Below are 21,393 nucleotides of genomic sequence, written 5' to 3' on the forward strand. Positions count from 1 at the left end.
GGCGGACCAGGCTAGGGGGGTTCATGAGACGTAGAGCGAGATCGATCCTCGCTGTCGGCGCGCTCCTGTTCGGCGTAGCCGGCCTCGCACCCATCGCCCAGGCACAGAGCGGAAGTACCGGAAAGGCCACCGCGGACGACGGCGCCGAGATCAAGGTCTTCCGCGCCGAAGTCACCCAGCAGCAGTTACCTCTGCTGCTCCAGGCCGGCCAGGACGGTCATGAACTGGGCGAGCAGATGACCGCAAGCGGCCGGACCGCCGTGGAGGTCTACCTCACCGACCAGCAGGCCGAGAAGCTGGAGAAGCAGGGCGTCGCCCTCACCGAGCACACACTGTCGGCCAGGGCCGAGGCGCGTGTCGAGGGCGTGTCCCAAGGCGTGTTCCGCCCCTACAGCGGCAGCGGCGGACTCAAGGAGGAGATCGTCAGGACGGCCCGGGCCAACCCCGGCCTGACCAAGGTCGAGTCCATCGGCAGGACCGTCGACGGCCAGCACATCCTCGCGCTCAAACTGACCAGGAACGCGAAGAAGTCGAAGGACGGCTCGAAGCCCTCCGTGCTGTATGTGTCCAACCAGCACGCGCGCGAGTGGATCACGCCGGAGATGACCCGGCGTCTGATGCACTACTACCTGGACCACTACAAGACGGACAAGCGGATCAAGAAGATCGTCGACTCGACCGAGCTGTGGTTCGTCCTCTCGGCCAACCCCGACGGCTACGACTACACCTTCCGGAACGCCGGCACCCGCCTGTGGCGCAAGAACCTGCGGGACGTCAACGGCGACGGCGTCATCTCCGCCGGCGACGGCGTCGACCTCAACCGCAACTTCGCCTACAAGTGGGGCTACGACGACGAGGGTTCGTCCCCCAACCCGACCAGCGAGACCTATCGCGGCGCGAGCCCCGGGTCCGAGCCCGAGACGCGGGCGCTGGACCGCTTCGAGAAGCGCGTCGGCTTCACCTACGGCATCAACTACCACTCGGCCGCCGAGCTCCTCCTCTACGGCGTCGGCTGGCAGGTGGCCACCCCGACCCCGGACGACGTCCTCTACAAGGCACTCGCAGGCACCCCCGACCACTCCGCGGTCCCGGGCTACCACCCACAGGTCTCCTCGGAGCTGTACACCACCAACGGCGAAGCGGACGGCCACGCGTCCAACGTCAACGGCATGGCGATGTTCACCCCCGAGATGTCGACCTGCCAGACCGCGTCCGACCTCGACCCCAACGACGCCTGGAAGGCCTCCGACTGCCGGTCGGTCTTCAACTTCCCCGACGACGAGAAGCTGATCCAGCAGGAGTTCCAGAAGAACATCCCGTTCGCGCTCTCCGTCGCCGAGACCGCCGACCACCCCGACCAGCCGGCCTCCTCGGTCGGTATGAGCGCCGCCGACTTCACCCCGGCGACGTTCTCCACGTCGTACGCGCGCGGCGCCGACCAGCAGGTCTCGGTCGTCGTACGGAAGTCCGTGCGCGACAAGGAGCTCAAGTACCGCGTCAACGGCGGCCGTACGCAGCACCGGGCGCTCAAGCCCTGGAAGGGCGGCGAGACCTACGGCGGCGAGGACAACCTCTACTTCGACGAGTACCGGGCCAAGGTCGAGGACGGCAGGCCGGGCGACAAGGTCGAGGTGTGGTTCACCGGCAGGGCCGGGAGCGGCAAGAAGGTCTCCAGTTCGCGCTTCACCTACACCGTCGCCGAGCGGCCCCGGGCCGACACCCTCGTGGTCGCCGAGGAGGGCGCGGCCGCCACACAGGCCCAGAAGTACGTGGACGCGCTGGAGGCCAACGGCCGCAAGGCCATCGTCTGGGACGTCGCCACCCAGGGCGCGCCCGACGCGCTCGGCGTACTGAAGTACTTCAGGACCGTCGCCCACTACTCCGGTGCGAGCGGTCCCGGCAACGCCACCCAACTCCAGCTGCGCGCCTACCTCAACGAGGGCGGCAGGCTGATCGAGGCGGGCGAACTGGCCGGCGGCAGCGTGAAACTCGCCGACGGCACCCCGTCGAACGACTTCAGCCAGTACTACCTGGGCGCTTACTCGCGCACATCGATCCCCGGAGCCACCGGCTTCACCGGCACCGGCAACCTCGACGGCTACACCGGCGCCCTCGGCGACGCGCCCGGCAATCCACTCGACAAGGCGGGCACCTACGGCGTCACCTCCGACGAGCTGTCCGCGGACAGGTACCCGCAGTTCGCGAGCGCGGGGGCGGGGCAGTTCGCCGGGACCGTCAACCCGTACGGACCGTACGCGGGCTCCTCCATGGCCGCCGCGGTCCACACCGACGACGCCTACAAGCGGCTCACCCGCACCATCGACCTCAGCGGCGTGAGCGCCGCCGACAAGCCGACGCTGAGCACCCGGCTGCTGTGGGACACCGAGCCCGGCTACGACCACGCCGTGGCCGAGGCGCACACCGTGGGCGCGGACGACTGGACGACCCTGCCGGAGACGGGCGGCGCCACCAGCACCGCCGTCCCGGCGGAGTGCGGTGCCGGATTCCTGATCGGCGAGCACCCGTGGCTCAAGCACTATCTGACGCTCGCGGACAACGCCTGCACGGCGACCGGCACCACCGGCTCCTGGAACAGCCTCACCGGCAGCTCCAGCGGCTGGCAGCAGGTCGGCTTCGACCTGAGCGCCTACGCGGGCAGGTCCGTCCAGGTCTCCATCAGCTACATCACCGACCCCGGCAGCGGCGGGCACGGCGTCCTCGCCGACGAGGCCTCGCTGGTGGTCGGCGGCACGGCGAAGGAGACCGAGGGCTTCGAGTCGTCGCTGGGTCCCTGGAGCGTGGCCGGACCGCCCCCCGGCAGTCCGGCGGTCCTGAAGGACTGGACGCGCGCCGGAGCCCTGTTCAAGACGTACGGAGCGGTCACCACGAAGGACACCGTGCTGCTGGGCTTCGGTCTGGAGCAGGTCCCCGCGGCGGCCGACCGGACGGCACTGGTCAAGAAGGCGCTGGCGTCACTCGACAAGTGAGCCGACCCGCTCACGAACGAGTGACAACACCGCCGAGAGGCACCGTCATTTCCTGACATGGCGGGGCGATCAACCCCCCGAAGAATGGCGGTCCGTACCCCTACTGACGGGTACGGACCGCCCTGCCGTCTATGAGGCATCTGAATGTCACCTCGGGAGCCTCAGGGAGGTAGGGTCGGGGGTGGTCGGGGACATCCCAAATACAGCTCGCCGGCACCGCATGGCCGGCGTACCAACGAGGAGATCGGTTCGTGACGATCCGCGTAGGCATCAACGGCTTCGGTCGTATCGGTCGCAACTACTTCCGCGCGCTGCTGGAGCAGGGCGCAGACATCGAGATCGTGGCTGTCAACGACCTGGGTGACACCGCGACCACCGCCCACCTGCTGAAGTACGACACCATCCTGGGCCGTCTGAAGCAGGAGGTGTCCCACACCGCCGACACCATCACCGTCGACGGCCACACCATCAAGGTGCTGTCCGAGCGCAACCCCGCCGACATCCCGTGGGGCGAGCTCGGCGTCGACATCGTCATCGAGTCCACCGGCATCTTCACCAAGAAGGAAGACGCCGCGAAGCACATCGCCGGCGGCGCCAAGAAGGTCCTCATCTCGGCTCCGGCCAAGGACGAGGACATCACCATCGTGATGGGCGTCAACCAGGACAAGTACGACCCGGCGAACCACCACGTCATCTCCAACGCCTCCTGCACCACCAACTGCGTGGCGCCGATGGCGAAGGTCCTCGACGAGAACTTCGGCATCGTCAAGGGTCTGATGACCACGGTGCACGCGTACACGAACGACCAGCGCATCCTTGACTTCCCGCACAAGGACCTGCGCCGCGCCCGTGCCGCCGCCGAGAACATCATCCCGACCACGACGGGTGCCGCCAAGGCCACCGCCCTGGTGCTCCCGCAGCTCAAGGGCAAGCTGGACGGCATCGCCATGCGCGTCCCGGTCCCGACCGGCTCGGTCACCGACCTCGTCGTCGAGCTCGGCCGTGAGGTCACCAAGGAAGAGGTCAACGCCGCCTTCCAGAAGGCCGCCGAGGGCGAGCTCAAGGGCCTCCTCGACTACACCGAGGACCCGATCGTCTCCTCCGACATCGTCAACGCCCCGGCGTCCTGCACCTTCGACTCGTCCCTGACCATGGTCCAGGACGGCAAGAACGTGAAGATCATCGGCTGGTACGACAACGAGTGGGGCTACTCCAACCGCCTCGTCGACCTCACGGTCTTCGTCGGCAACCAGCTCTGATCGGCAGAGCAGGCACCTGATGTGACAGCAGGGCTCGGGCAGCGCAACGTCGCGCTGCCCGAGCCCTGACGCACGTGCGGATCGGCCCTCTATGTACGGTCGATCAGCCCTCCTACGATCAAGAGCCCTCCTCAGGAGTCCCCTCATGAAGACCATCGACGAACTTCTCGCGGAAGGCGTGGCCGGCAAGCGGGTCTTCGTCCGCGCCGACCTCAATGTGCCGCTCGCCGACGGCGTGATCACCGACGACGGCCGTATCCGCGCCGTCCTGCCCACCGTGAAGGCCCTCGCCGACGCGGACGCCAAGGTGGTCGTCGCCTCGCACCTGGGCCGTCCCAAGGGCGCCCCGGACCCGGCCTTCTCGCTGCTGCCCGCCGCCGAGCGGCTCGGTGAACTCCTCGGCGCCCCGGTCGCGTTCGCCCAGGACACCGTCGGCCCCGCCGCCCACGACGCGGTGAACGGCCTGCAGCCCGGCCAGGTCGCGGTCATCGAGAACCTGCGCTTCAACGCCGGCGAGACGTCCAAGGACGACGCCGAGCGCGGCGCCTTCGCCGACCAGCTGGCCGCCCTCGCGGACATCTACGTCGGCGACGGCTTCGGTGCCGTGCACCGCAAGCACGCCTCCGTGTACGACCTCCCGGCCCGGCTGCCGCACTACGCCGGCTACCTCATCGCCACCGAGGTCGGCGTCCTCAAGAAGCTCACCGAGGACGTCAAGCGCCCCTATGTCGTCGCGCTCGGCGGCGCCAAGGTCTCCGACAAGCTCGCCGTCATCGACGAACTGCTCGCCAAGGCCGACCGCCTCCTGCTCGGCGGCGGCATGGCCTACACCTTCCTCAAGGCCAAGGGCTACGAGGTCGGCATCTCCCTCCTTCAGGAGGACCAGGTCCCGGCCGTCACGGAGTACATGGAGCGCGCTCAGAAGCAGGGCGTCGAACTGCTGCTCCCCGTGGACGTCGTGGTCGCCCGGGAGTTCCCGGACCTGAAGGCCAAGGCTCCGACCGAGAACACCGTGGTCGACGCGGACAAGATCCCCGCCGACCAGGAGGGCCTGGACATCGGCCCGAAGACCCGCGAGCTGTACGCCGCGAAGCTCGCCGACGCCGAGACCGTCTTCTGGAACGGTCCCATGGGCGTCTTCGAACACCCCGACTACGCCGAGGGCACCAAGGCGGTCGCCCAGGCCCTCGTCGGATCGACGGGCTTCAGCGTCGTCGGCGGCGGCGACTCCGCCGCGGCCGTGCGTACGCTCGGCTTCGACGAGAAGGCATTCGGCCACATCTCGACCGGTGGCGGCGCCTCCCTCGAATACCTTGAGGGCAAGACGCTCCCCGGCCTCGCCGCACTGGAGGACTGACCTACATGAGCACGCGCACGCCGCTGATGGCGGGCAACTGGAAGATGAACCTCAACCACCTCGAGGCCATCGCGCACGTCCAGAAGCTCGCCTTCGCCCTGGCCGACAAGGACTACGAGGCCGTCGAGGTCGCCGTCCTGCCGCCCTTCACCGACCTGCGCTCCGTGCAGACCCTGGTCGACGGCGACAAGCTCAAGATCAAGTACGGCGCCCAGGACATCTCGGCGCACGACTCCGGCGCCTACACGGGCGAGATCTCGGGCCCGATGCTGGCCAAGCTGAAGTGCTCCTACGTGGCCATCGGGCACTCCGAGCGCCGCCAGTACCACAACGAGACCGACGAACTGGTGAACGCCAAGGTCAAGGCCGCCTTCCGGCACGCCCTGACCCCGATCCTGTGCGTCGGCGAGGAGCTGGAGGTCCGCGAGGCCGGCAACCACGTCGGTCATACGCTTGCGCAGGTCGAGGGTGGTCTGAAGGACCTCCCGGCCGAGCAGGCGGAGACCATCGTGATCGCCTACGAGCCCGTCTGGGCCATCGGCACCGGCAAGGTCTGCGGCGCCGAGGACGCCCAGGAGGTCTGCGCCGCCATCCGCGGCAAGATCGCCGAGCTGTACACGCAGGAGCTGGCCGACAAGGTCCGCATCCAGTACGGCGGCTCCGTCAAGGCCGGAAACGTGGCCGAGATCATGGCGCAGGCCGACATCGACGGCGCCCTGGTCGGCGGGGCCTCGCTGGACGCGGACGAGTTCGTCAAGATCGTGCGGTTCCGCGACCAGTGACGCGACCTGTGAGTATGCGGTAACGGCGATTCGTCGTACCCTTGCGGGGGCTGGTGGATGTCTGCCGGCCCCCGTCGTCCATCCGAATCCGAGGAAGTTGGTCCAGCCGTGGTTTTGGGGTTCTCGATCGCCCTGATCGTCTTCAGCCTGCTGCTGATGCTGCTGGTGCTGATGCACAAGGGGAAGGGCGGCGGCCTCTCCGACATGTTCGGTGGCGGCATGCAGTCGTCCGTCGGTGGCTCCTCGGTCGCCGAGCGCAACCTCGACCGCATCACGGTGGTGGTCGGTCTGCTGTGGTTCGCGTGCATCGTCGTGCTCGGCCTGCTCATGAAGACGAGCAGCTGACCGCCGACGAGCAGCTGATCAGCTTCTCACAAGCACGCACATTCCGTACGTAAGGCCCCATGTTCGGTACGCGCTCCTGAGCGCGGCCTATCATGGGGCTTGCGTCTAGGTATGGGGCCTGTAACTCCAATCACTGGACGCGCGTTGGGCCTTACGTAGACTGAGGCGCTCGCAACGAAGCGAAACGCCGACTCGCTTCGCGGCACCATCACGCAGGGAGTTACACCGTGGCAAGTGGCAACGCGATCCGAGGAAGCCGGGTCGGGGCGGGGCCGATGGGCGAGGCCGAGCGCGGCGAGTCCGCGCCGCGTCTGCGCATCTCCTTCTGGTGCTCCAACGGGCACGAGACGCAGCCCAGCTTCGCCAGCGACGCGCAGGTTCCCGAGACCTGGGACTGCCCGCGCTGTGGCTTCCCGGCCGGTCAGGACCGGGACAACCCGCCGGACCCGCCGCGCACCGAGCCGTACAAGACGCACCTCGCGTATGTACGGGAGCGGCGCAGCGACGCGGACGGTGAAGCGATCCTCGCCGAGGCGCTCGCCAAATTGCGCGGAGAGATCTAGAAGTTGTGACCGGCCGGGTGCCCATGGGTGCCTGGCCGGAGCCGTTTCGGCAGCACCGGCCGCCGACCGATTGTCAGTGGCGCCTCTTACGGTTGTGCATGGGTGAACCGTGAGGGGGACGGCGGGCAGGACCGCGCCCGCGTGGCGCGGGGGCTTCGGGCGGCTGTGGACGGCCGCCGTGGTCTCCCGCTTCGGGGACGCCTTACGGACGTCCGCGCTGCCCCTGCTCGCCGTGCGGATCACCGACGCGCCCCTGGTCGTCGCGTCGGTCACCGCCTGCGGCTATGTGCCCTGGCTACTGTTCGGACTGCTGGGCGGGGCCGTGGCGGACCGGGTCGACCAGCGGCGGGCGATGTGGGCCGTGGACACGGTGCGGGGCGTGCTCGTCGGCGGCTTCGCACTCGCCGTGGGTCTGGGACAGGCCTCGGTTCCCCTGCTGATCGCCCTCGCCTTCACGCTGACCACTCTCCAGACACTCTTCGACAACGCGTCCACGGCCCTGCTGCCGTCCATAGTCGACCGCGAGGCCCTGGGCGGGGCCAACGCCCGTCTGATGACCGGTCAGCAGCTCGCCGGCGGCCTGCTGGCGGGCCCGTTCGTGCCGCTGCTGCTGACGGCCGGGGCGAGCATGCCGTTCGCGGCCGACGCGGGCACCTATCTGGTGGCCGCGGCCCTGGTGGCCTCCCTGCGGATACGGCCGCCGCGGCGGGAGCCGCGCCCGGCGGGCAGCACTCTGCGCGCGGAGATCGCCGCGGGCCTGCGCGAACTGTGGCGCGACCGGGTGCTGCGGGCCATCTGCCTGGCCACGCTGCTGTGCAACATCGGCATGGGCGCCCTGATCGCCACCCTGGTGCTGCACGTGACGCGCTGGCTGCACGGGAGCGACGGCGCCTACGCCGCCGCCATGACGGCGTACGCCGCCGGGAGCCTCGTCGGCGGTCTCGTCGCCCAGCGCGTCGCGCGCCGCACCGGGCGGGCCCGGGCCCTGCTGGTGGCCGGCACCGTCCAGACGGCGTCCCTGCTCCTCGTCGGCTCGGTACGGCACCTGGCCGCCCTGTTCGCCGGCATGCTGCTGCTCGGCGCGATGGGCATGATCTGGAACGTCAACCAGGTCACGCTGATGCAGCAACGCAGCCCGGCGTCCATGGTGGGCCGTGTCTCCTCGGCCTTCCGCACCGCGTCCACCTCCGGAGCCCCCGTCGGCGCGCTTCTCGGCGGAGCCGTGGCCGGCGCGTACGGACTGAACGCACCGGCCCTGCTGGCCGCGGTTCTCTTCGCCCTGGCGGTCGCCTCGTTGATACCGGCACGCAAGCCGGACGTACCTGTTGTTGCCCCGGAGGACGGCGCCACAACAGCTCACGTGACCCGCTGATCAACTAGGTTGGGACCGGCAGCGGGGCAGGTACGCACCAGGACAGGTTGCAGGAAAGAAGGCTGAAGTCCGAAATGAACGCAGACGGCCGTACCAGGCTCAACCAGACGCCCGAGTGGACCGCTCTGGCCAAGCACCGGGAACAGTTCGGCGACACCCATCTGCGGGACCTGTTCGCCGCCGATCCGGGACGCGGCGCCGGGTACACGCTCCAGGTCGGTGACCTGTACATCGACTATTCGAAGCACCTGGTCAACGACGAGACGCTGCGGCTGTTGCGGGAGCTGGCCGCCGCGACCGACGTCTTCGGTCTGCGGGACGCGATGTTCCGCGGGGAGAAGATCAACGTCACCGAGAACCGCGCGGTGCTGCACACCGCGCTGCGCGCCCCGCGTGACGCGGTGATCGAGGTCGACGGGGAGAACGTCGTCCCCGCGGTGCACGCCGTGCTCGACAAGATGGGCGACTTCGCCGGCCGCGTCCGCTCCGGCGCGTGGACCGGGCACACCGGCAAGCGCATCAAGAACGTGATCAACATCGGCATCGGCGGCTCCGACCTGGGCCCGGCGATGGCCTACGAGGTGCTGCGCAGCTTCACCGACCGCGGCCTCACGGTGCGCTTCGTGTCGAACGTGGACGGCGCCGACCTGCACGAGGCCACCCGCGACCTGGACGCGGCGGAGACGCTGTTCATCATCGCCTCCAAGACCTTCACCACGATCGAGACGATCACCAACGCGACCTCCGCCCGCAACTGGCTGCTCACCGAGCTGAAGGCCAGTCAGGAAGCCGTCGCCAAGCACTTCGTGGCGCTGTCGACGAACTCCGAGAAGGTGGCGGACTTCGGCATCGACACGGCCAACATGTTCGAGTTCTGGGACTGGGTCGGCGGCCGTTACTCCTACGACTCGGCGATCGGCCTGTCCCTGATGATCGCCATCGGCCCGGACCGGTTTCGCGAGATGCTCGACGGCTTCCACCTGGTCGACGAGCACTTCCGCACCGCACCGGCCGAGTCCAACGTGCCGCTGCTTCTGGGCCTGTTGGGCATCTGGTACGACAACTTCCACGACGCCCAGTCGCACGCCGTCCTGCCCTACAGCCACTACCTGTCCCGGTTCACCGCCTACTTGCAGCAGCTGGACATGGAGTCCAACGGCAAGTACGTGGCGCGGGACGGGCAGGAGGTCGACTGGCAGACCGGTCCGGTCGTCTGGGGCACGCCCGGCACCAACGGGCAGCACGCGTACTACCAGCTCATCCACCAGGGTACGAAGCTGATCCCGGCGGACTTCATCGGCTTTGCCGAGCCGGTCGCCGAGCTGAACGGTGAACTCAAGGCCCAGCACGACCTGCTCATGGCCAACTTCTTCGCCCAGACCCAGGCCCTGGCCTTCGGCAAGACCGCCGACGAGGTCCGGGCGGAGGGCGTCCCCGAGGAGCTGGTGCCGCACAAGACGTTCAAGGGCAACCGGCCGACCACCACGGTCCTCGCCCGCGAACTGACCCCGTCGGTCCTCGGCCAGCTGGTCGCCCTCTACGAGCACAAGGTGTTCGTCCAGGGCGCGGTGTGGAACATCGACTCCTTCGACCAGTGGGGCGTGGAGCTCGGCAAGGTCCTCGCCAAGCGCGTCGAGCCCGCCCTCACCGAGGGCGCCGAGGTACCGGGCCTGGACGAATCCACCAAGGCCCTGGTCACCAAGTACCGGCAACTGCGCGGCCGCGCCTGACCCAGGACCGCGCGTGCTGCCCCGGGCGCGGGGCAGCACGAGGGCGGTGACGGGACGGACCACGGTTGGCCCTGACTGCAGGGAGGGCGGAGAGAGCGCCGGCCGCCCGCGCAGCTGGTGCTGCCCTGGGGCGGAGATCGCGGTGGCTCCTCCTGCTGGGTATGCGCGTCGGCGCACCGGGGCCGCGGCCAGTGCGGTCAGCGGGTTGGGGATGGGGGACCGGCGATCCCGCCGCCGCTGCTCCGGGCTTCGTGCAGCTGGGGGTGTCCTGGGCGGGCCCGTGGTGGGTCGTGGCCTGGCGCGGCCGCGGCCTGTGGGTCTGGTCAGGCGGCGGCGCTCAGTGTGTCTGCCAGGCGGTGGTGGGCCGCTCGGGCTGCGGGTAGGGCTGAGAGGGTTGCGGCTCCCAGGACTGCTGCCGCGGCGAGTGCGGTGAGGAGGCCGGGGGAGGGGACCGGTGATTCCGGCGCCGATGCCGGGGGTGCTGCTCCGGGCTTCGTTCAGCTGGGGTGTCCCGGGTGGCCCCGTGGTGGGTCGTGGCCTGGCGCGGCCGCGGCCTGTGCGTCTGGTCAGGCGGCGGCGCTCAGTGTGTCTGCCAGTCGGTGGTGGGCCGCTCGGGCTGCGGGTAGGGCTGAGAGGGTTGCGGCTCCCAGGACTGCTGCCGCGCCGAGTGCGGTGAGGAGGCCGAGGGAGGGGGACTGGGCGATTCCGGCGCCGATGCCGCTGGCGCTGCCCTGGGCGTCGATCAGCCCGCGGGCCAGGGGCAGGCCCAGCGTCGTGGCGGCCAGGACCGCGGCCAGGGCCGTGCAGCTCGTCGCCGTCACCGTGATCGCGGTGATCTGCCGCGGGGACATGCCGATCGCCTTGAGCGCCAGCAGGTCCCGCTCGCTCTCGCGGACGGTCCCGCCGATCGCCGTGAGCAGCTCGACGGCCCCGATGAGGGCGAGGACGGCCACCAGCCCGGCGACGACTCCGCGCAGCGGGGACAGCCCGTCGGCCGGGTTCGGCACGGCGTGCACGTCGAGGTGCCCGCGGCCGGCCGAGGCCAGGTCGGCCGCGACCCGGTGCGGGGCGGCGCCCGCCCGCAGCCGCAGCTGGTAGAGGGTCGGGGCCAGCTGCGGATCGTTCTCGCGCAGGGTGTCCAGCGAGGTGGAGACGACCCGGCCGGCGTTCTCCGGTTCGATGCTGCGGCCCACGATGTGCAGGATCTGCGGCCGGTCGCCCACGGTCATCCGCACCCAGTCGCCGACTCGCACGTCCAGCAGGTCGAGCAGCCCCTGCCCGGCCACGGCCTCGTCCGGCCCGCCGGCGCGACGGCCCTCGGCGAGCGCGTAGGGGTACGGGTCCTGACGGGTGCCGAGGCCCCGCAGGGCGATCGTGGCGGTCTGGCCGGGCACCAGGGCGGGCACCTCGACACCGGGGTAGGCGGCGGCGACCCGGTGGTCGGCGGTCATCAGCGCCCGGGCGTCCCCGTCGCTCAGGGAGCCGTCGGTCCGGACGGTGAGCGCCGCGGGCAGCCCCATCCGCTCGGGGTTGCTGTGGAACCGGTCGATGGTGGTCCACGCGCTCAGCGCCACCACGATCAGCAACAGCGGCAGCGCCAGCCGGGCCACCGTGGCCAGCGACCGGCGGCGCCCGGTGAACACCTTGTGGCAGCCCAGGACCAGCGCGGGCGGTAGTCGCAGTCCGAGGGCGCTCCGGGCCACCCCGGTCAGCCGTCCGCCGGACTGGGGCGCGGGCCGCAGCACCGGCACCGGCGACACCCGCCCGGCCCGCCACGCCGCGAGCCCGGTGGTCAGCCCGATGAACAGGACCGCGCCGACGGGCACCGCGAACAGGGCCACGGTCTGTCCCGGCAGCCCCTGCCACACCGCCACCGCGTCACCGAGCCGCCCGGGGACGAGGCGGCCCGGCCCCTGGATCAGCGCCCCCGCGGCCACGGCGCCGACGACGGCGTACGCGACGTGCTGGAGCAGGAAGATCCGTACGACCTGGCCGGGCGTGAGGCCGATCGCCTTGAGCACCGAGATGTCGCGCAGATGGCCCCGGATCCGGGTGCCGATCGCACCGTGCACCGCGAACCCGGCAGCGGCCAGCGCGCCGAGGCCGAACAGCCCCAGCACCTGGCCGAAGAGCCGGCTGTCGCCCTGGGCCTCGGCCCGCGCCTGCTGCCAGGTGGACACCTCGCCGACCGCGCCGGAGCCCAGCACGGTGACCGCCCGCTGGACCGCGTAGTCGGTGTCGTCGGGGTCGGTCAGCCGCAGCCCGACGACCTGGACGCCCGGATCGCGCACGGCGCCCGGCGGCGCCCACACGAGCCCAGGCTGCTCGCCGGGGCGGTAGCGGGGCTCGGGGCTGTCGGCGATGCCCACGACGGTCAGGGTCCGGGCCGTGCCGGGCAGGCTCAGTGTGTCCCCGGGCTCGGCCAGCAGGGCCCGGGCGAGCCGGCTCTCCAGCACCACCCCGTTCGGGTCCGAGGGCCGTAGCCAGTGGCCCGAGGTGAGCAGCGGGCGGTCCACGGCGAGGCGCTCGGGCGTGGAACGCAGCTCGACGGCGGCGCGGGTGCCGCGCGAGGAGACGGTGACGGACTCCGTGGCATAGGGACCGGCGACGGTCTCGACCCCGTCCAACCGGGCCAGCCTCGCGGTGTCGGCGGACGTCGAGGCATGGATCCAGACGTGCGCGCCGCGGGCCTGGTTGAAGATCCGCTGCCAGGGGTTGGTCGCGTACCCGAACAGGGCCGTGGCCAGCAGCAGCGAGGCGACGATGCCGGCGGTGGCGAGCACCATGAACAGCGCCTCACCGCGGTGCGTGCGCAGATCGGAGTGCGCCCAGCGCAAGGTGGCCCGCACCGGCTCAGCCCCTCGGTCCGCGCCGGGCGGATCGACTCACCCGCGACATCTCGTCGTACACCGCCGTCAGTCCTTCAGCTCCAGCACACCCGAGATCCCGGCACCCCGGGTCGGTGTGCCGTCCAGTGCGGCGTCGTCGGCGATCCGGCCGTCGAAGAAGCTGATCACCCGGTCCGCGGCGCTGGCCAGCCGGGCGTCATGGGTGACCAGCACGATGGTCTGGCCACGCTCGTGGAAGCGCGACAGCAGCCGCATGACCTCGCGGGTGCCCTTGCTGTCGAGGCTGCCCGCGGGCTCGTCCGCGAGCAGCAGCGGCGGATGGTTGACCAGCGCCCGGGCCAGCGCGACCCGCTGCTGCTCACCGCCGGACAGCTCACCCGGCATGCTGCGCTCCTTGCCCTCAAGACCCAGCTCGGCCAGCAGTTCCTCGCGCTCGGCCCGGGCCCGCTTCGGGGCCACACCGGCCAGCAGGGCCGGCAGTTCGACGTTGTCGGCGACCGACAGGTTGGAGACCAGGTTGAAGAACTGGAAGACGATCCCGATGCGCTTCCTGCGCTCGACGGCCCAGCGCGCCTCGCTGTAGGCGTCGGTGCACTCGCCGTCCAGCCAGATGCTGCCGGCGTCCGGCCGCTGCAGCCCGCCGAGCAGATGCAGCAGCGTCGACTTCCCGGCGCCCGAGGGGCCCGTGACGGCCACGAACTCGCCGTGCGTCACACGAAGACCGACGCCGCGCACGGCATGCGCGGGCGCGCCCTCGCCGTAGTGGGTCTTGACCAGGCCCTCGGCGCGCAGCACAGGAGCGGGGTGGTCGGGAGCGGGACGGTCGCTCACTCCATCTCCTCCAGTTCCTCCTGGCACCGCTCCAGCCAGTCGAGGTCGGCCTGCAGATGCAGCATGGCGCCCTCGATCAGCAGGTGGGCTATGCGGTTGTCCCGGCTCTCGGCCGCGGCGAGTTTCGACAGGTTGCGCATGGTGTTGAGGTACTGGCGCCGTTGCTTGTTGATGAGGGTGATCTGGTCGGCGAGGCCGGTCTGCGGGGCGAGGGCGAGCTTCATGAAGAACTCGTCCCGGACCCGCGGCTCGTCCTCGGGCTCCTCGAACCAGACGCGCAGCGCCTCACGCCCGGCTTCGGTGAGGTGGTAGACCTTCTTGTTGGGCCGGCTGGACTGCTCGACGTCCTCGCCCTCGATCAGTCCCGACTTCTCGAGGCGGCCGAGGGTCACGTAGATCTGGCCGACGTTCGGCTGAGGGTACGCGGAGCCCAGCAGTTGCTCAAGGTCCTGCTTCAGCTCGTAGCCGTGGGCCGGGCCGCGTGCCAGGAGTGCCAGGAGGGCAAGGCGCACTCGTGCTGTCCTCCTGTCCGGTCAAATGTGCTCCAGGCCCTAGTATCGCCCATACCTAACAGGTATACATGGCCTCTGACTCGGGCGACGCTGCCCGGTGCCGGGTGTGCAAGGAGGAACCTATGCGGTGGATCCACACCGCCGGTAGGGGTCTCCTCGTCCTCGCCGTGGTCCTGACCGGTTATGTCACCTCCGGCGCGCGGGCAGACGAGGGTGGCGGCGATGGTGGCCGCGGCCCGCTCACTCTGGCCACCGCGGGGGACCTCACCGGCTATCTCGCCCCGCTCCTCGACGGCTGGAACCGCACCCACCCCGCCGAGAAGGTCACACTCGTCGAGCTCCCGGACTCGGCCGACGAGACCCATGCGCAGATGACCACCGATCTGCGCGGCGGCGACCGCAGCCGCTTCGACGTCCTCAACATCGACGTCAACTGGACCTCCGAGTTCGCCGCGGCCGGCTGGATCCGCCCGCTGCCGCGCGACCGCTTCCCGCTGGGGACCTTCCTGCCGCCGGTCGTCGACACGGCCACCTACGACGGACAGCTGTACGCCGTGCCGTACGTCACCAACGCCGGGCTGCTCCTGTACCGCAAGGACGTCCTGGCCGAGGAGGGCGTACCACCGCCGCGCACCTGGGCCGAGCTGGAGCGGGACGCGAAGACCATCGCGCCGAAGCACGGGCTCGACGGCTACGCGGGCCAGTTCCTGCCGTACGAGGGCCTCACCGTCAATGCCGCCGAGGCCGTGTACTCGGCGGGCGGCTCGATCCTCGGCGACGAGGGTGCCCGGGTCACCGTGAACTCCGCCGCGGCGCGCGAGGGCATCGGGTTCCTGGCGCGCGGGGTGCGCGAGGGCTGGATCCCGCGACAGGCGCTGACGTACAAGGAGGAGGAGTCCAGGCAGGCCTTCCAGGACGGCCGGCTGCTCTTCCTGCGCAACTGGCCCTACGCGTACGTCGCCGCCTCGGCCAAGGGCTCCAAGGTGGCCGGCGAGGTCGGCGCCGTGCCGCTGCCGGGTCCGGACGGTCCCGGCACAAGTGTCCTCGGCGGCTCCAACCTGGCCGTCAACACCCATGCGCGGCACCCCGATTCGGCCGCGCGGCTCATCGCGTATCTGACCGGTGAGCGCGTCCAGCGCCAGGTCCTCACGCGCGGCGCGCTGCCGCCGGTGCGCGCCTCGCTCTACGACGATCCCGAACTGGTCCGGCGGTTCCCCTATCTGCCGACCCTGCGCGCCGCCGTGCTCGCGGCCGCCCCGCGCCCCAAGAGCCCGCACTACGACCAGGTCAGCCTGGTGGTGCAGGCCGTCGTGCACGACGCGCTGACCGGGCACCAGACGCCCGAGAGCGCGGTACGGCGACTGGCCCGGGAGTTGGCGGCCGTCTCCAGCCGCTAGCTATGTGCTCGCTAGTTACGTGTTAGGTAACGCGGACATCTCATCTGTCGCGAAAGCGCCCCGATAAGTCCGTATTTGTTGCCCCAACTAGGCAGTAGCCTCTGTTCTCTTCATTGACACCCCCGCGATACGCCTACCTAACATGCATGCATGTTGAGCAAGTACCGCTGCTGGTGGCGCGACGCAGTGATCTACCAGGTGTACGTCCGCAGCTTTCTGGACAGCACCGGCGACGGCATCGGCGACCTGGCCGGCGTCAGGGCCGGACTGCCGTACCTCAAGAAGCTCGGTGTCGACGGGATCTGGCTGAGCCCGTTCTACCCCTCGCCCCAGCACGACCACGGCTACGACGTCGCCGACTATTGCGACGTCGACCCGCTCTTCGGCGACCTGGCCGAGTTCGACCTGCTGGTGACCGCCGCCCGGCGGCTCGGCATCAAGGTGCTCCTGGACATCGTCCCCAACCACTGCTCCAGCGAGCACCGGTGGTTCCGCGAGGCACTCGCCGCCGCCCCCGGCAGCCCGGCCCGCGCCCGCTTCCACTTCGCCGACGGCCGCGGCCCGGACGGCAGCGAGCCGCCCAACAACTGGCACGCCATGTTCGGCGGCCCGGCCTGGACCCGGATCACCGAGGCGGACGGCCGCCCCGGCCAGTGGTACCTGCACATGTTCACGCCGCAGCAGCCCGACTGGAACTGGCGCGAGCCCGAGGTCGCCGCCGAGTTCGACCGCGTCCTGCGCTTCTGGCTGGACCGGGGCGTCGACGGCTTCCGCATCGATGTCGCCGCCGGCCTCTACAAGCACCCCGGGCTGCCCGACTCCCCGGACCCCGAGGCCGACGCCCGCAGCCGCGACTCGGTCAACCCGCTCGCCTGGAACCGGCCCGAGGTGCACGACGTGTGGCGGCACTGGCGCGCGGTGTGCGAGGAGTACACGGCACGCGACGGCCGCGAGCGGTTGCTGGTCGGCGAGGTCTCGGTCCCCACGGCCCGCGAACACGCCGAGTACGTCCGCCCGGACGAGCTCCACCAGGCCTTCTTCTTCGACCTGCTGGGCGCCCCCTGGAACGCCGACGCCTTCCGCAAGGTCATCTCCGAGGCCATGCAGGACATAGCCGGCACGGGCTCGACGGTCACCTGGGTCCTCAACAACCACGACCAGGTCCGCACCGTCACCCGCTACGGCGAACCCGCCACCGAAGGCAGCGGCCTCGGCGCCGCCCGCGCCCGCGCCGCCGCGCTGCTGATGCTGGCGCTGCCCGGAGCCGCGTACATCTACCAGGGCGAGGAACTGGGCCTGCCCGAGGTCGTCGACCTGCCCGACGACGTGCTCACCGACCCGATCTTCCGCCGCACCGGGAGCCGCGCCCGCATCCGTGACGGCTGCCGGGTGCCGCTGCCCTGGTCCGGGCAGGCCTCCCCGTTCGGCTTCACCTCCGGCGCCGAGAGCGCCAAACCGTGGCTGCCGCAGCCGTCGTACTTCGCCGAGTACGCCACCGACCGCGCCCTCGCCGACACCCGCTCCTTCTGGCACCTGTACCGCGACGGACTCCAACTGCGCGCCGCGCTGCCCCAGTTGGGAGAAGGCAGCCTGCGCTGGCTGGACACCCCACCCGGCGTGCTCGCCTTCGTCCGCGGCGACGGCCTCGTCTGCGCCGTCAACTTCGGTACGGCCCCCACCCCCGCGCCGGTCTCCGGCACACCCCTGCTGTCCAGCGGTCCCTGCCCGGCCGGGGTGCTCCCCGGCTCCACGGCCGCCTGGTGGATCAGCGACGGCACCGGCCTCTGATCCCTCCCCGCTCCACCCTCGTCAGTTTCCCACCCCTGAAGGGACATCAACGATGATGCGACGACGTACCACGTTGCTCACCGGCTGCACCGCCCTCGTCCTCGGGCTCGGCGCGACCGCCTGCGGCGGCAGCGGCCCGGTCTCCGCGGGCGGCGGCGACAAGGCGCTCGACGGCCAGACCGTCACCGTGGCCGGCGTCTGGTCCGGCAGCGAGCAGAAGAACTTCCAGAAGGTGCTCGACGCGTTCAGCGCGAAGACGGGCGCCAAGACGCAGTTCGTGTCCACCGGCGACAACGTCTCCACCGTCGTCGGCAGCAAGATCGAGGGCGGCAACGCCCCCGACGTCGTGATGGTCCCGCAGGTCGGCGTGCTCCAGCAGTTCGCGAAGAAGGGCTGGCTGAAGCCGCTCTCGTCGACCACCGAAAAGACCGTCGACGCCGACTTCGCGCCCGTGTGGAAGAAGTACGGCAGCGTGGACGGCACCCTGTACGGCCTGTACTTCAAGGCCGCCCACAAGTCGACCGTCTGGTACAGCCCCGACGCGCTCACCCAGGCGGGCGTGAAGCCGCCGACGACCTACGCCGACATGCTGAAGGCCGGCCACACCGTCTCCGACTCCGGCCTCGCCGCCTTCTCCGTCGCCGGGCAGGACGGCTGGACGCTCACCGACTGGTTTGAAAACGTCTACCTTTCTCAGGCCGGACCCGAGAAGTACGACGCCCTCGCCGCCCACGAGCTGAAGTGGACCGACCCGAGCGTGGTCCAGGCGCTCACCACGCTCGGCAAGCTGTTCAAGGACAAGCAGCTCATCGCGGGCGGCCAGAAGGAGGCCCTCAACACCGACTTCCCCGGCTCGGTGGAGAAGGTGTTCGGGCCCAAGCCCGAGGCCGGCATGGTCTACGAGGGCGACTTCGTCGCCGGTGTGGCACACGACCAGTTCAACAAGGAGATCGGCAAGGACGCGAACTTCTTCCCGTTCCCGGCGGTCGACGGCGGTACGGCGCCCGTGGTCAGCGGCGGCGACGCGGCCGTCGTACTGAAGGACGGCAAGAACGCCAAGGCCGGGATGAAGCTCCTGGAGTACCTCGCGAGCCCCGAGGCCGCGGCCGTCTGGGCGAAGGCCGGCGGCTTCTTGTCCCCGAACAAGAAGCTCGACCTCGCCTCCTACGGCGACGACGTCACCCGCGCGACCGCCAAGTCCCTCGTGGAGGCGGGCGATTCGGTCCGCTTCGACATGTCCGACCAGGCACCCGCGGCCTTCGGCGGCACCAAGGGCGCGGGCGAGTGGAAGCTCCTCCAGGACTTCCTGCGCGACCCGTCCGACCCGAAGGGCACCGCGGCACGGCTGGAGTCCGCGGCGGCCAAGGCCTACCAGGACTGACCCCCGATGACCACCACCACGCTCGTACACAAAGAGGCGAGCCCGTCCGCCGCCGGTGCGACCCGCAGGCGTCGCACCCGGCGGCGGGGCCGGATCGTCGCCCTGCTCTTCGTCTTCCCCGCCCTGCTCCTGCTCGGCGCGCTGGTCGTCTACCCGGTGCTGTTCTCCGTCGGACGCAGCTTCTTCGACGCGTCCGGCGACCGGTTCGTCGGCGGCGACAACTACACCGAGATGTTCCGCGACCCGGCGACCGTCAAGGCCATCCGCAACACCGCCATCTGGGTCGTGGTCGCCCCGGCCCTGCTGACCGGCCTCGGCCTGATCCTGGCCGTCCTGGTGGAGAAGGTCCGCTGGGCCACCGCGTTCAAACTGCTGCTGTTCATGCCGATGGCGGTCTCCTTCCTCGCCGCCGGCATCATCTTCCGGCTCGCCTACGACGAGGACCCGAACAAGGGCGTCCTCAACGCCGCCGTGGTCTCGGTGCACGACGCCTTCGAGGGCACCTCGTCGTACCCGACGGCACGGGCGCGCGACGGACAAGGACTCACCCGGGGCCAGGACGGCTCATACCTGACGGACGCCGCCCTGTCCCCGGGTGACTCGGTGGCCCTCGGGCTGGTCGGCGTGCTGCCCAAGGACCTGCCCCGGGGCGCGTCGCCCGCCTATCCGGCGGCCTCGCACAAGGCGGCCCCCGGCGAGCTGCGCGGCGTTGTCTACCTGGACTTCACACCCGGCGGGGGAGGCAAGCAGGGCAGGGTCGACCCGAAGGAGAGCGGGCTGCCCGGAGTGAAGGTCGAGGCGACACGCGACGGACGGTCCGTCGCGAGCACGACGACCGCGTCCGACGGCTCCTTCCGATTCGCCGGCCTCGACGACGGCTCGTACACGGTGAAGCTGCCGGCCTCCAACTTCGCGCCGCCCTACCAGGGCATCTCCTGGCTCGGGCCGGCACTCGTCACCCCGGCGATCATCGGGGCGTACCTGTGGATCTGGACCGGCTTCGCGATGGTCCTGATCGGTGCGGGTCTCGCGACCCTGCCACGGGACACGCTGGAGGCGGCCCGGATGGACGGCGCGAACGAGTGGCAGGTCTTCCGCCGCATCACGGTGCCGCTGCTCGCCCCCGTGCTGACGGTCGTGTTCGTGACCCTCGTCATCAACGTGATGAAGGTCTTCGACCTCGTCTACATCATCGCGCCCGGCCCGGTGCAGGAGGACGCCACGGTGCTCGCGACGCAGATGTGGCTGGTGTCCTTCGGTGGCGGCAACAACCAGGGTCTCGGCAGCGCGCTCGGTGTGCTGCTGCTGCTCCTGGTGATCCCCGCGATGGTCTTCAACGTCCGCCGCTTCCGAAGGAGTCAGCGATGAACTCGGCGATGAACGCGATCAGGCGCGGTCTGGGCAACGGCCTGGTCCAGGCGTTCCTCGTGGTGATCGGCCTGGTTTGGCTGACGCCGCTGGCGGGGTTGTTCGTCTCCTCGATGCGGTCGGCGCAGGACACGGCCAAGGGCGGCTGGTGGACGGCCCTGGCGAGCCCCGGGCAGCTGTCCTTCGACAACTACTCGGCGCTGCTGAAGAACTCCGGTATGACACAGGCGTTCTGGAACACGGTGCTGATCTCGGTGCCGGCCACGACCCTGGTCGTCGTCATCGCGGCGCTCGCCGGATACGCCTTCGCCTGGCTGGACTTCCCCGGCCGCGAGCCGCTCTTCCTGCTGGTGGTGGCCCTGTTGGTGGTGCCGGTCCAGATCGGCCTGCTGCCCGTCGCCAAACTCTTCGGACAACTGGGCCTGTTCGGCACGATCCCCGGCGTCGTGCTCTTCCATGTCGCCTACGGACTCCCCTTCGCGGTGTTCCTGCTGCGCAACTACTTCGCCGAGATGCCGAAGGAGATGCTGGAGGCGGCTCGTATGGACGGCGGCAGCGAATGGCGTATCTTCACCCGCCTGGTGCTGCCGGTGGGCCGCCCGGCCATCGCCAGCCTCGCCATCTTCCAGTTCCTGTGGGTCTGGAACGACATGCTGGTGGCCCTGCTCTTCGCCGACAGCTCCTCACAGCCGCTGACGGTGCAACTCCAGTCACAGATCCGCCAGTTCGGCAGCAACATCGACGTCCTGGCACCCGGGGCGTTCCTGTCCCTGATCGTGCCGGTGATCGTGTTCTTCGCGTTCCAGCGGCACTTTGTGCAGGGGGTGATGGCGGGGTCGGTGAAGTAGTTTTCTTCGCCCCCGCCGCCCTTA

Annotated in this window: 16 protein-coding genes; 13 read left to right on the plus strand and 3 right to left on the minus strand. The window is 70.3% G+C overall.

The annotated features are described in order from the left end of the window. Positions 1–23: 23 nt before the first annotated feature. The 8 genes from AB0I54_RS19370 to pgi all read left to right on the plus strand — a co-directional run bounded on the left by AB0I54_RS19370 (position 24) and on the right by pgi (position 10,395). On the plus strand, positions 24–2,987 hold the full coding sequence (locus tag AB0I54_RS19370) for a M14 family zinc carboxypeptidase (RefSeq protein WP_363297222.1): 2,964 nt from the start codon (positions 24–26) through the stop codon (positions 2,985–2,987). A gap of 251 nt (positions 2,988–3,238) precedes the next feature. Then, a complete protein-coding gene (gap, locus tag AB0I54_RS19375; RefSeq protein ID WP_263207468.1) occupies positions 3,239–4,246 on the plus strand; it encodes a type I glyceraldehyde-3-phosphate dehydrogenase in 1,008 nt (335 codons plus the stop codon). A 145-nt stretch (positions 4,247–4,391) separates the two neighbouring features. Then, positions 4,392–5,603 carry a phosphoglycerate kinase gene (locus AB0I54_RS19380; protein WP_363297223.1) on the plus strand — a complete coding sequence of 404 codons (1,212 nt, stop codon included), beginning with the start codon at positions 4,392–4,394 and terminating at the stop codon, positions 5,601–5,603. Positions 5,604–5,608: 5 nt separating this feature from the next. Beyond that, a complete protein-coding gene (gene tpiA, locus AB0I54_RS19385) occupies positions 5,609–6,385 on the plus strand; it encodes a triose-phosphate isomerase (protein ID WP_363297224.1) in 777 nt (258 codons plus the stop codon). A 108-nt stretch (positions 6,386–6,493) separates the two neighbouring features. Then, complete coding sequence (gene secG / locus AB0I54_RS19390; protein ID WP_363297225.1) at positions 6,494–6,730, plus strand: preprotein translocase subunit SecG; 237 nt, start codon at positions 6,494–6,496, stop codon at positions 6,728–6,730. 227 nt (positions 6,731–6,957) lie between these two features. Continuing rightward, on the plus strand, positions 6,958–7,293 hold the full coding sequence (locus AB0I54_RS19395) for an RNA polymerase-binding protein RbpA (protein WP_003976875.1): 336 nt from the start codon (positions 6,958–6,960) through the stop codon (positions 7,291–7,293). A 109-nt stretch (positions 7,294–7,402) separates the two neighbouring features. Next, positions 7,403–8,665: an MFS transporter gene (locus AB0I54_RS19400; protein WP_363297226.1), complete on the plus strand. Its 1,263-nt coding sequence runs from the start codon at positions 7,403–7,405 to the stop codon at positions 8,663–8,665. 74 nt (positions 8,666–8,739) lie between these two features. Beyond that, complete coding sequence (gene pgi / locus AB0I54_RS19405; RefSeq protein ID WP_363297227.1) at positions 8,740–10,395, plus strand: glucose-6-phosphate isomerase; 1,656 nt, start codon at positions 8,740–8,742, stop codon at positions 10,393–10,395. A 566-nt stretch (positions 10,396–10,961) separates the two neighbouring features. On the opposite strand, the gene AB0I54_RS19410 is transcribed toward pgi, so the two are convergent. From AB0I54_RS19410 to AB0I54_RS19420, 3 genes are all read right to left on the minus strand, one after another. Further along, complete coding sequence (locus AB0I54_RS19410; protein ID WP_363297228.1) at positions 10,962–13,244, minus strand: FtsX-like permease family protein; 2,283 nt, start codon at positions 13,242–13,244, stop codon at positions 10,962–10,964. 66 nt (positions 13,245–13,310) lie between these two features. Continuing rightward, positions 13,311–14,075 carry an ABC transporter ATP-binding protein gene (locus AB0I54_RS19415; RefSeq protein WP_363297229.1) on the minus strand — a complete coding sequence of 255 codons (765 nt, stop codon included), beginning with the start codon at positions 14,073–14,075 and terminating at the stop codon, positions 13,311–13,313. Next, complete coding sequence (locus AB0I54_RS19420; RefSeq protein ID WP_263207428.1) at positions 14,072–14,587, minus strand: PadR family transcriptional regulator; 516 nt, start codon at positions 14,585–14,587, stop codon at positions 14,072–14,074. Before AB0I54_RS19420 ends, AB0I54_RS19415 begins: the two co-directional genes overlap by 4 nt. 122 nt (positions 14,588–14,709) lie before the next feature. Between AB0I54_RS19420 and AB0I54_RS19425 the strand changes: the two genes are divergently transcribed. The 5 genes from AB0I54_RS19425 to AB0I54_RS19445 all read left to right on the plus strand — a co-directional run bounded on the left by AB0I54_RS19425 (position 14,710) and on the right by AB0I54_RS19445 (position 21,369). Next, the gene (locus tag AB0I54_RS19425) at positions 14,710–15,984 is read left to right on the plus strand and encodes an ABC transporter substrate-binding protein (protein ID WP_363297230.1); all 1,275 of its coding nucleotides are present in this window, start codon (positions 14,710–14,712) and stop codon (positions 15,982–15,984) included. Positions 15,985–16,134: 150 nt separating this feature from the next. Continuing rightward, the gene (locus tag AB0I54_RS19430) at positions 16,135–17,772 is read left to right on the plus strand and encodes a glycoside hydrolase family 13 protein (protein ID WP_363297231.1); all 1,638 of its coding nucleotides are present in this window, start codon (positions 16,135–16,137) and stop codon (positions 17,770–17,772) included. A 52-nt stretch (positions 17,773–17,824) separates the two neighbouring features. Next, positions 17,825–19,153 (plus strand): ABC transporter substrate-binding protein, encoded by a 1,329-nt coding sequence (locus AB0I54_RS19435; RefSeq protein ID WP_363297232.1) that lies wholly within the window; start codon positions 17,825–17,827, stop codon positions 19,151–19,153. A 6-nt stretch (positions 19,154–19,159) separates the two neighbouring features. Further along, positions 19,160–20,521: an ABC transporter permease subunit gene (locus AB0I54_RS19440; protein ID WP_363297233.1), complete on the plus strand. Its 1,362-nt coding sequence runs from the start codon at positions 19,160–19,162 to the stop codon at positions 20,519–20,521. A gap of 8 nt (positions 20,522–20,529) precedes the next feature. Next, positions 20,530–21,369: a carbohydrate ABC transporter permease gene (locus AB0I54_RS19445; protein ID WP_363297435.1), complete on the plus strand. Its 840-nt coding sequence runs from the start codon at positions 20,530–20,532 to the stop codon at positions 21,367–21,369. Positions 21,370–21,393: the final 24 nt, after the last annotated feature.

Origin of the sequence: Streptomyces sp. NPDC050625 (assembly GCF_040654755.1) — a bacterium.
Classification (GTDB): Bacteria; Actinomycetota; Actinomycetes; order Streptomycetales; family Streptomycetaceae; genus Streptomyces.

Coding starts and splice junctions, on each gene's coding strand:
- AB0I54_RS19370 (WP_363297222.1), top strand. CDS start 24: ATGAGACGTAGAGCGAGATCGATCCTCGCTGTCGGCGCGCTCCTGTTC.
- AB0I54_RS19380 (WP_363297223.1), top strand. CDS start 4,392: ATGAAGACCATCGACGAACTTCTCGCGGAAGGCGTGGCCGGCAAGCGG.
- tpiA (WP_363297224.1), top strand. CDS start 5,609: ATGAGCACGCGCACGCCGCTGATGGCGGGCAACTGGAAGATGAACCTC.
- pgi (WP_363297227.1), top strand. CDS start 8,740: ATGAACGCAGACGGCCGTACCAGGCTCAACCAGACGCCCGAGTGGACC.
- AB0I54_RS19425 (WP_363297230.1), top strand. CDS start 14,710: ATGCGGTGGATCCACACCGCCGGTAGGGGTCTCCTCGTCCTCGCCGTG.
- AB0I54_RS19430 (WP_363297231.1), top strand. CDS start 16,135: ATGTTGAGCAAGTACCGCTGCTGGTGGCGCGACGCAGTGATCTACCAG.
- AB0I54_RS19435 (WP_363297232.1), top strand. CDS start 17,825: ATGATGCGACGACGTACCACGTTGCTCACCGGCTGCACCGCCCTCGTC.
- AB0I54_RS19440 (WP_363297233.1), top strand. CDS start 19,160: ATGACCACCACCACGCTCGTACACAAAGAGGCGAGCCCGTCCGCCGCC.
- AB0I54_RS19445 (WP_363297435.1), top strand. CDS start 20,530: ATGAACGCGATCAGGCGCGGTCTGGGCAACGGCCTGGTCCAGGCGTTC.